This is a genomic window from Nonomuraea terrae, assembly GCF_004348995.1.
Lineage (GTDB): Bacteria > Actinomycetota > Actinomycetes > Streptosporangiales > Streptosporangiaceae > Nonomuraea > Nonomuraea terrae.
Map to the genome: position 1 here is coordinate 1 of NZ_SMKQ01000277.1, position 9713 is coordinate 9713.

At 70.6% G+C, this 9713-nt stretch carries 7 protein-coding genes; 4 read left to right on the forward strand and 3 right to left on the reverse strand.

Going from position 1 to position 9713, the window contains the following annotated elements:
- Window positions 1-235: 235 nt before the first annotated feature.
- Window positions 236-1204: a TIGR01777 family oxidoreductase gene (locus E1286_RS43180; RefSeq protein ID WP_132622572.1), complete on the reverse strand. Its 969-nt coding sequence runs from the start codon at window positions 1202-1204 to the stop codon at window positions 236-238.
- A gap of 222 nt (window positions 1205-1426) precedes the next feature.
- Here E1286_RS43180 and E1286_RS43185 point away from each other — a divergent pair, with 222 nt between their 5' ends.
- The 3 genes from E1286_RS43185 to E1286_RS49650 all read left to right on the forward strand — a co-directional run bounded on the left by E1286_RS43185 (window position 1427) and on the right by E1286_RS49650 (window position 5316).
- Window positions 1427-3370: a S9 family peptidase gene (locus E1286_RS43185; protein WP_132622574.1), complete on the forward strand. Its 1944-nt coding sequence runs from the start codon at window positions 1427-1429 to the stop codon at window positions 3368-3370.
- A 146-nt stretch (window positions 3371-3516) separates the two neighbouring features.
- The gene (locus E1286_RS43190; RefSeq protein WP_132622576.1) at window positions 3517-4713 is read left to right on the forward strand and encodes a cytochrome P450; all 1197 of its coding nucleotides are present in this window, start codon (window positions 3517-3519) and stop codon (window positions 4711-4713) included.
- A 30-nt stretch (window positions 4714-4743) separates the two neighbouring features.
- On the forward strand, window positions 4744-5316 hold the full coding sequence (locus E1286_RS49650) for a helix-turn-helix domain-containing protein (protein WP_132622577.1): 573 nt from the start codon (window positions 4744-4746) through the stop codon (window positions 5314-5316).
- Window positions 5317-6057: 741 nt separating this feature from the next.
- Here the strand turns inward: E1286_RS49650 and E1286_RS43205 are convergent.
- Window positions 6058-7419 (reverse strand): sensor histidine kinase, encoded by a 1362-nt coding sequence (locus E1286_RS43205; protein ID WP_246075657.1) that lies wholly within the window; start codon window positions 7417-7419, stop codon window positions 6058-6060.
- Between the two features lie 318 nt (window positions 7420-7737).
- On the opposite strand from E1286_RS43205, the gene E1286_RS43210 reads away from it, so the two are divergent.
- The gene (locus E1286_RS43210) at window positions 7738-8724 is read left to right on the forward strand and encodes an SbtR family transcriptional regulator (protein WP_165970178.1); all 987 of its coding nucleotides are present in this window, start codon (window positions 7738-7740) and stop codon (window positions 8722-8724) included.
- Window positions 8725-8729: 5 nt separating this feature from the next.
- Here the strand turns inward: E1286_RS43210 and E1286_RS43215 are convergent, their stop codons facing one another.
- Window positions 8730-9539, reverse strand: a complete 810-nt coding sequence (locus E1286_RS43215) for a peptidoglycan recognition protein family protein (RefSeq protein WP_132622585.1) — start codon at window positions 9537-9539, stop codon at window positions 8730-8732.
- Between the last annotated feature and the right edge of the window lie 174 nt (window positions 9540-9713).

Genomic DNA, 9713 nt, shown 5'->3' on the forward strand with positions numbered 1-9713 from the left:
CCACCTGACTGCGCGCACCCCCGCCCACCGGGCCGCCTGAAGGCTGAGCCGGCCCGGCGGGCGTGGATGCCCGGCCCACGTCGGCGGTGCACAGGGGTGGCTCATCGTCGTACTCATGGACGAGGACGCCGTCGCTGTTGACGTCCGGCAATCGACCTCGTCTCCTGGGCCGCCGTGCGGCTCGGCCCCGTCCTGGCCGGACCCGCCGTGAAAATGGCGGCCGACCGGTTGGTTGTCAAAGCGCGACCGTGTGGCTGGGCCGCGTTCGTCCGCGCACGCGCCGTACGAGGTCGGCGGCGGCCTCCGGCCACTGAGCGTGGTCGAAGGTGAAGCCCGCTTCGAGCAGGCGGCCGGGGACGACCCGACGGCTCTTCACCAGCAGTTCGGTGTCGGAACGCAGGGCGAACGCGCCGAGCTCGGCCATCCACTTCGTCGCGGGCAGCCCCACCGGCACACCCCACGCGGCGCGCAGCACGCGCATGAACGTGCGCTGTGGCAGGGGAGCGGGAGCGGCGAGGTTCACCGGGCCGGCGAGGTCGTCCCTGCCGGCCAGGAACTCGACGGCGCGGACGAGATCGCGGTCGTGGATCCAGGACACGTACTGGGCGCCGCCCGCGACCGGGCCGCCCAGGCCCAGTCGAACCAACCGCAGCAAGGCGTCGAAGACGCCGCCGCGATCGGGACTCATCACCATGGCGCAGCGCATGGCGACCTTGCGCGTGTGCGGGGTGTCGGCCTGCTCCTGCGCCCGTTCCCATGCTTTCGCGATCTCGACGCTGTAGGCCCAGTAGCCAGGGACGCCGGATTCGGTGCCGCCGAGCACGCCGGTCGCCTCATCGTTGGGCGCGTCGAAGCGGTGGGAGTAGATGGTGGCGGTGCTCATCTGCAGCCAGACCCGGGGCGGCCGCACGGCGGCCGCGATCGCCTCACCCACCGTCCGGGTGGAGTGCACGCGCGAATCCATCATGGCCCGCAGATTGGCTGGGGTGTAGCGGCAGTTGACGCTACGTCCGGCCAGGTTGATCACGATGTCGCTGCCGTCGATCTCCTCCGCCCACGGACCCAGGGTCTCACCCTCCCAGTGGACTTCGCGGTCGCGCGGCGGCCGTCTGGTCAGGACCACGACTTCATGGCCTGCGGTGGTCAGCGCGCGGTTGAGGATCGTGCCTACCTGCCCGGTTCCCCCGGGTATCACTATCTTCATCAGGTTCCCCCAGGTATGTGGAACGAGCCTAGCGCGAGTTGAACGCGTTCGAATCAAGACGTCACTTGCTCGTGTGAGCGAGGTGGCTTCATGACAGGCGAGGATGTCCGGCGCTGATCTCCGTCTCAGTGCGATGGCGCATCAGGGCGTCGACCGTACGGACCGGACAAATGATCGCCATGGTGTACTGATCACCATCGCTGATGCCGGAGGACGAATCTGATGAGTAAGGTCACGCCGCAGCTGGTCGTGGACGGCGCCGTGCCGTTGCACCCGGTGATCTCGCCGGACGGCCGCCGGGTCGCCTACACGGTGACCGCGATCGGGCGGGCGCAGACGCATCCGAGCAGTGCGATCTGGGTGGCCGCCACTGACGGGAGCTCACCGCCCAGGAGACTGACTCCGGGTACGGCGAAAGACTTCATCCCGCGCTGGGCACCGGATTCGAGGTCGCTCTTCTTCGGGTCCGATCGCATCGAGCGGGGCACCACCCAGATCCATCGGATACCGCTCGACGGTGGGGCGGCGGAGGCGCTGACCACCTGGAGGAGCGGTATCTTCGACTATCTTCCGCTTGCCGACGGCCGGTCGGTCGCGGTGGTCGCCGCTGACGAGCCGACCGAGGAGGCCGAGCGCAGGAAGGCGGAACGCGACGACGCCAAGGTGTGGGGAGAGGGGGTGCCCTACGGCCGGTTGCGCCTGCTCGACCTGAGCACCGGCCGGTTCCGCGTGGTGGACGGACTCGGCGACAGGCACGTCGTCGATCTGGCGCAGCGTCCGGACGGCGGCCCGCTCGCCGTGCTGAGCTGGGCCACCCCCGAGCTCGACCCGGTCAGTTTCCGCTGCCGACTGCATGTGGTCGACCCGGAGAACGGCAAGGTGCGGGATCTCGGCGAGGCCGCGTTGGAGGCGTCCGCACCGACCTGGTGGAACGCGGGCGGCGACTGGCACCTGTCCTACCTGGCGACGACCCCGCCAGGTCCGGTCGGAGGCCGCGCCGTCTTCGACCTGACCGTGCCTGAGACCGGCGCCGCGGCGGAACACCGCATCCTGACCAGCGGCATGACGGTCTGCCCTACCGGCTTGGCACAGGTCGCGAGCGGGCCACCGCTGGCGCTGTTCGCCGACGGTCTCGACACCGCGATCTACCGGCTCGATCCGGAAACGCGGCGGTTCGAGCGGACATCGCGCAGGGCGGGCTTCGCCGCCTCACTTACCGTGAGTGACTCGGGCGAGGTCGTCGCGGCGCTGGCGAGCACGTCGTACGAGCCGATGAACGTCCACGCCGGGCCGCCCGCCGATCGGCTTGCCCGGCTCACCGACACCAGGCCGGAGTTGCGCGCGGTCCGGTGGGGAACCCAGGAACGTCTCGCGTACCAGGCGTCGGACGGCCTCGACCTCGACGGGCTGCTGATTCTGCCCGCCGGGCGAAGCCGCCACGACGGCCCGTTCCCGCTCGTCACACTGGTGCACGGCGGCCCCTACGGGAGGTACGCCGACCAGTTCGCGCTCGGTGTGATCCCGTCGGGACAGTGGCTCGCGACTGCGGGATACGCGGTCTTCCTGCCCAATCCGAGGGGCGGCGAGGGCCACGGACCCGCCTTCGCCGCGTCCGTCGCGGGCGCGGTCGGCATGGACGAATGGACGGACATCGTCAGCGGCATCGACATGCTGATCGCCGACGGCATCGCGGATCCCGACCGGCTCGGGATCGGCGGATGGAGCCACGGCGGGTTCATGACCGCCTGGGCCGTCGGGCAGACGAGCCGGTTCAAGGCCGCGGTGATGGGCGCCGGCATCTGCGACTGGGGAATGCTCGTCGCGACCGGCGAAGGCGGGACCTTGGAGGCGGGGCTCGGCGGGAGCTGCGGCTGGGAGGGCAGCGGCCCGCACCGGCACGACGAGGTCAGTCCCATCTCGTACGCCTCGCGGATCCGCACCCCGGTGCTGATCCTGCACGGCGAGGACGACACGAACGTGCCGATCGGCCAGGCCACCTACTTCCACCGCGCCCTGCGCCGGTTCGGCGTCGAGCACGAGTTCGTCGTCTATCCGAGAGAAGGCCACGCGATCCAGGAACGTCACCACCAGATCGACCTGCTCCGGCGCACCCGCGCGTGGTTCGACCGATGGCTCGCCGCCCCCCTCGTGGAGGGTAGGCGGTGACCGCGTGGGACGTCGTCTCCGGTGTGCGCGGCGGCGGAGGAGAGGTGCTGGTGGGGCCGGTCGGGAACGGAGGGGAGTGAGAGGGTTACTATCGGTTTCTGCGATGACCTGCGCAGATCCGATCGTCGGTCGTGTCAGGAGATGAGATGAGCGATTCACCGGTCCTGCCCCTGTACATGCGGCGTTCGGAGTTCGATCCCGACCCGGAGCTCGCGCGGATGCGCGAGGAAGAGGGCGTGCGGCGGGTGAGCACGATGTTCGGTCTCGACGCCTGGGTGGTCACCCGATTCCCCGACGTGCGGGAGGTTCTCGGCGACTCCACACGCTTCAGCAACGCCCACCGGTCCGCGCTGCGCCCGCCCGACGTGCCGGAGCTGACCGACGACCAGGTCGCGATGCTGCGGGCCGGCAACCTGCTGTCCTTCGACCCGCCGGAGCACACCCGGCTGCGCAGGATGCTGACCCCCGAGTTCACCATGCGGCGCATGCGCCGCCTCGAACCGCGCATCCAGGACATCGTCACCGACCACCTCGACGCCATGGAGGCCGCCGGGCCTCCGGTGGACCTCGTACGGGCCTTCGCCCTGCCGATCCCGTCCCTGGTGATCTGCGAGCTGCTCGGCGTCCCGTACGAAGACCGCGACGACTTCCAGCGGCGTACCACGAAGATGCTCAACCTGTCGCTGCCCTCCCGCGAGCGCGTGGCCGCCCAGATGGAGTCGCGCGCCTACATGGGCGAGCTGGTCGCCCGCGCCCAGGCCGAGCCGGGCGACGACCTGCTCGGCATGCTCGTCCGCGAGCACGGCGACGACCTGCGCACCGACGAGCTCGCCGGCATCGGCGCCCTGCTCCTGCTGGCCGGTCACGAGACCACGTCCAACATGCTCGGCATCGGCACCCTGGCGCTGCTGCGCCACCCCGACCAGCTCGCCCTGCTCAGGCAGAAGCCCGAGCTGATCGACGCGGCCGTGGAGGAGCTGCTGCGCTGGCTGAGCATCGTGCACTCCGGCGTGCTCCGGATCACCACGACCGAGGTCGAGCTGGCGGGCCTGCGCATCCCGGCGGGCGAGCTCGTCCTGTGCGCGCTGCCGGCCGCCAACCGCGACCCGGCGCTGGTGCCCGACCCCGACCGGCTCGACATCCGCCGCGGAGACATGGGACACGTCGCGTTCGGCCACGGCGTGCACCACTGCCTCGGGGCGCCGCTGGCCCGGATGGAGATGCACGTCGCCTTCCCGGCCCTCTTCGAGCGCTTCCCCGGGCTGCGCGAAGCCGGCCCGCCCGCCGAGTTCCGCTCGTTCAACGTCGTGTACGGGCTGACCTCGCTCCCCGTCGCCTGGTGACGCCGGCGGCGGGCTGCCGGCGTTCGGCGTGTGCGCGAGCAGGTACGACGGGCGGACGCGCGGCACGACTCCGCCAGGGTCGCCCGCGCGGCGATCGCCGTGCTCTCCGAGAAGGGCCCGGCGGCGTCCCTCGACGACATCGCCCGGCGGGCCGGGATCGGCATCGCCACCGTCTACCGGCGTTTCGGTGACCGCGACGGCGTGATCCGGGCCGCGTTATCGGCGTACGTCGCCGAGACCGTCGAGCCGCGCCTGCGCGGCGCCCGCGACGGCGGCGACGCCGGGCGGGCGCTGACCGAGGCGCTGGCCGCCACCGTCGCCCTGTTGGCCGCCCGCCACGGATTGCTGGCCGCGCGTGGCAAAGGCCGCGACCGGCCGGTCCCCGTCGTCGACTCCGTCGGCGTCGGCGGAGGCGTCGTGGACCGGCTGCGGGAGCTGCGTGTCCCGGTCCTGGCGTTCACCGGCTCCGCCGGCACCCGAGCCAGGACCCGCGATGGGGAGTTCTCCTTCAACTACACCCGCTCCGCCGCGTACTGGCAGATGCGCGAACTCCTCGATCCGGCGTTCGTCCGGAGGTCACGCTGCCGCCGGACGACCTGCTGATCTCGGACCTGACGACGCCGACGTGGCGGATCACGACCGGTGTCCCACCGAAGATCCAGATCGAAGCGAAGGACGACATGCGCCCGGTCACCCGCAGCGTGACCGGATAGATGCACCGGGTGAACACCGAAAGTCTACGGCCGCTCCGGCTGCGACGGCTCGCGCTCGATCCACTGGGCGCCGCGGGGACATACATGCCACCCATGCGACGTCTGCTCGGTACACGTGCACAGGTGGCCGCCCGGCAGGAACGGCCGGGTAGTCCGTCGGCCCAGCTGAAGGAGATGCGGTGCGTCCATCGGCCGCCGCCGCGCAGCATCGTCGTCATGGTCGTCAACTATGCCCGGCCCCGCCGCCGATCGGCCGAACGCGGTGACATCCTCCGGAGCCCGGCCGGGTGAAGGCGGCTACTCCTGGAGCAGGCCCGGAGCGATGAAGTAGAGGCAGTCGCCGACGGCCAGCAGCAGCGTCACGACGAACATGCTCCGCAACAGGTCCGCCTTACCCGCCGTCTGTGGGCGTCGCCGTACGCAGGACCCATCCCGTCCCGTCGCAGCCCTGAGGCAGGGGAGGGAAGACGTGGCCCTTGACGTCGGTGCTGTGGCCGCAGCCGGAGTCGCATGCGTATATGCCACTCTGGGGAACCTTCGTGCCAGGGTGGTGGGCTTGTCCGTTCTCTACGATGCGGCGTCGGCTACCCACGCACGGCCTCCTTTTGAGCGCGAAGCCGGAGGCGTGCGCTCAAGAGCGTGGCAGCCGAAGCACGAAGCGGGCGCCCCGGTCGCTGTCCTCGATCCGCAGGCTGCCGCCGCGCGCCTCTGCGATCTGCCGGGCGATCGCCAGCCCGAGCCCGCTGCCTCCCGCGTCTTTGCTGCGGGCGGCGTCCAGACGGGCGAATCGCTGGAAGACCAGCTCGCGTTTGTCCGGGTCGATGCCCGGTCCGTCGTCGATCACCTCCAGCACCGCGGCGCCGTGCGGGAACCGCTCGTCGTGCTCGTGCCGGACGTTGATCGTGATCGTGCTGTCGGCGTGCCGCTCGGCGTTGTCCAGGAGGTTGGTGATCAGCCGGCCCAGGCGCATCCGGTCGCCCAGCACCATCACGCCCGGCTCCAGATCGCAGGTGAAGATCTTGGTCGTCTGGTGGCGCGTCCGGCACTCCTCGGCCGCGAGCTCGCCCAGGTCGATCGAAACGAGCGCGGCAGCCTCGCCGGCGTCCAGCCTGGCCACGGTCAGCAGGTCGGAGACGATCGACTCCAGCCGTTTCAGGCTGACCAGGAGGGTGTTGCCCAACGTGGTCACGCTGGTCTCCTCTGGCGCCAGCAGAGCGTCCTCCACCTCCGCGCGCATCGCAGCGATGGGGCTTCTCAAGTCATGCGAGGCGTCGGAGGCGAAGTGCCGCTGCTGCGTCATCGCCACGTCGATGCGGCCCAGGGTGTGGTTGATGCTGACGGCCAGCTCATGGATCTCGTCATGAGCAGGTGGTACGGGCACCCGGCGCGAGGGGCAGGAAGCGTTGATCGCGTCCAGCTGGTTGCGGATGGCCTTCACCGGCCGCAGCGACGCGGTGACGATCCGGTTGCCGAGAAAGGTGATGACCACCGCCAGCAGAGCTGCCGATCCGACGACCAGAGCGGCCAGCCAGGGCGAGACCCACCAGGGCACCGTCGGGGAGGAGGCGTAGACCGTCCAGCGTCCCTCCGGCCGGCGCACCGACTGGCTGACCACGATGGCGCACTGGCCGGACCCGAAGACGCCGCCGCACACCACCTCCTCTCTGATGTTCTGGCCGTCGGGGACGAACGCCGCCATCGGCGGCTTGCCGCGCAGCGCAGGGGTGGACTGGACCACCCGGCCCCGGCTGTCGACGACTTGGACGTTGCGGCGGGGGTGGTGCGCGAGAGGGCCCGTCACGCCGCCCTGGTCCTCCACCGTGACGACGACACGTCCGCCGTCCGCGCGGATCTCTGAGCTGAGAGCGTTGGTGGCGTAGCGGTGGATGGCGACCATCAGGACGGCGGCGAGCAGTGTGCACAGCAACGCCGACACCATGCCGGTGAATGCGGTGATGCGCCCGGTAATCGAGATGTTGTGGCTTACCTTCATCGTCCGCCCCCTTTGGCCGGTTCGCACCATGCTGTTGTGATGTGCGGGGGAAATGACGATCTTTATTTGGGGGACGAAGCAGAAACGAACAAGCAATGCCAATTGCGACATTATCGAGCGTATCTACAAGTCAAGCAGTAACGACGCGCAAGGGACGTTACCGGGCAGCCGCTTGCAGCGGGCCCCTCATATATACGTGTGCTTGACGGTCGCTTGGGGCGCGCTTGATCGGGTCCTGGAGCGCCTGCCGATCGCGCGCATAATTCCGATGATGTACGCCGCTTGCGCTGTGTTACTTGGCAGCGTCTTTACGCGACCTTGATCGACCCCCGAACCGGCCACACCGGCACACTCGCCACCATCGACCAGCTAACCGACTTCACGGACGCCTGGCTCGCCAACCGCCCGCTCTCCGACAGCACCCGCGCCGCCTACCGCCGCGACGTACACCAGTACCTCGCCTGGTCCCACGCCGCCGGCCTCTACCCCCTCGCCGTCCACTGGACACACGTCAACTCCTACGCCCGCCATCTGGAGCGAACCCCCGCCCATCCCAAGACCGGCAAGCCGTCCACCAAACGCAGCATCGCCCGCAAACTCTCAGCGGTGTCGTCCTGGTACGGCTTCCTCCGCAAGATGGGCGCCATCCAGGTCAACCCCGTCGACGACGCCGACAAACCGAAGATCGAGAACAACACCGAGCCGCGCGGCTTCTCCGAGATGGACGCCGCCGCCCTCATCGCCGCCGCCGCGCCGACGAGCGCCTCGGCCCGCTGTGCGCCGTCGCCCTCGTCCGGTCCACCTCGGCGCCCGCGCCACCGAGCTGTGCCTGACCACCGTCGCCGACGTCGGCTTCCACGACGGCGTCAACACCCTCGCCCTCCTCCGGATGAAGGGCCGCAAGGGTCGCGTCCGCGGCGGAGTCGCTGCCGTATCCGACGCCGGAGTTCGCCTAGCTGGCGATGCTCGCTGACCAGATCGTTGCTCGGGGGCGGTCGTTGCGGTGGGCATGGGAGGAACGCTCCACAGCGTGGGCGGCGGCGAAGGAGCCCGGCGCCTTCGACGTGGACGTCGCCGAACGCTTCATGGAACCGCTGCGCCCCCCTGCTGGCCAGGGCCCAGCGGCAGGGACGGGTACGCGCCGACCTGGTCGTCCGCGACCTGGCCGCCGTCGTCGTGATGACTCTCGCCACCGTGCACCCGGGCGGGGGCGCCGCCGCCGACACCCGCCGCTGCCTGGCCCTGCTGCTGTCCGGCCTGCGTCCCTCGGCGGAGCCGTTACCCGCCACCGGGCGGGCGTCCTGAGGCGGCTACACGCGCAGCAGCGGCGCCCACGTCCGCGGCCCGACCAGCCCGTCGTCCGGGAGGCCCTTGGCCTGCTGGAACTCGCGGACCAGCGCCACCAGCCCGTCGTCGCACCTGGTGGACTCCAGCCAGCCCGCCAGCCCCTCCTCGATCTCCGCGTACGCCGTGGGCGGCACGTGCCCGCGAGCGAACAGGCAGCCCCTGACGGTCTTGACGTCGAAGTTGTCGTCACCGGGCCGGATCATCGGCAGTTCCTTCATGATCTCCTCCGTCCAGGAGTCGGGCGCGGGGGCGCCGTTGACGAGGGCGGCGACGGCCGCCCGGAACTCGGTCATGGCGATGGAGTGGGGGTCGGGCTTGGAGGTGTTGACCTCCCGGTGCGCCCGTACACGCGCGGCGGGCAGCCCGAACTCACGGCACAGCTCGGCGCACAACCGGCGGTAGGCGTCGAGCTGGACCTGCGGCCAGGGCTGGCGGCCGTCGTTCTCGGCCTCGATGCCGAGCGAGCTGGAGTTGTCGTGGCGCGGCGAGGTCGAGGGGGCGTTGTGCCAGCAGCGGCCGGCCGCGATGACGTAGATGCGGCCGGACCTGCCGAGCCCGAAGTGCGACAGGGGGCCGTCGAGCCCGGGGCGGCCGTCGCGCACCACGCCCAGCGACGGGTAGTCGCCGCCGCCGGCGGGGCCGGCGGTGTGGTGGCAGACGATCCCCTGCACCTCCGGCTGCGGCCCGTGGCCGCGGCGCTTCCACCCGGCCACCTCGGTCACCGGATGGCCGGTGCGCCTGGCCACGTCGGCGAGCTGGGTCAGGTAGGGCATCGGGGGACCTCCGTGACGTGTCTCAACGGTTTTCACAACTCTCGCTTGCCGAAAAGTGGCGACCCTATCGCGGTAAGTGATCACGCGGGGCCGTACGGACGCCTTGGCGTGCGCGAACGCGCTTCGATCAGGATCCGCGCGGAGGCGCGTGCGGCGGGCCGGATGGCGGGGCCG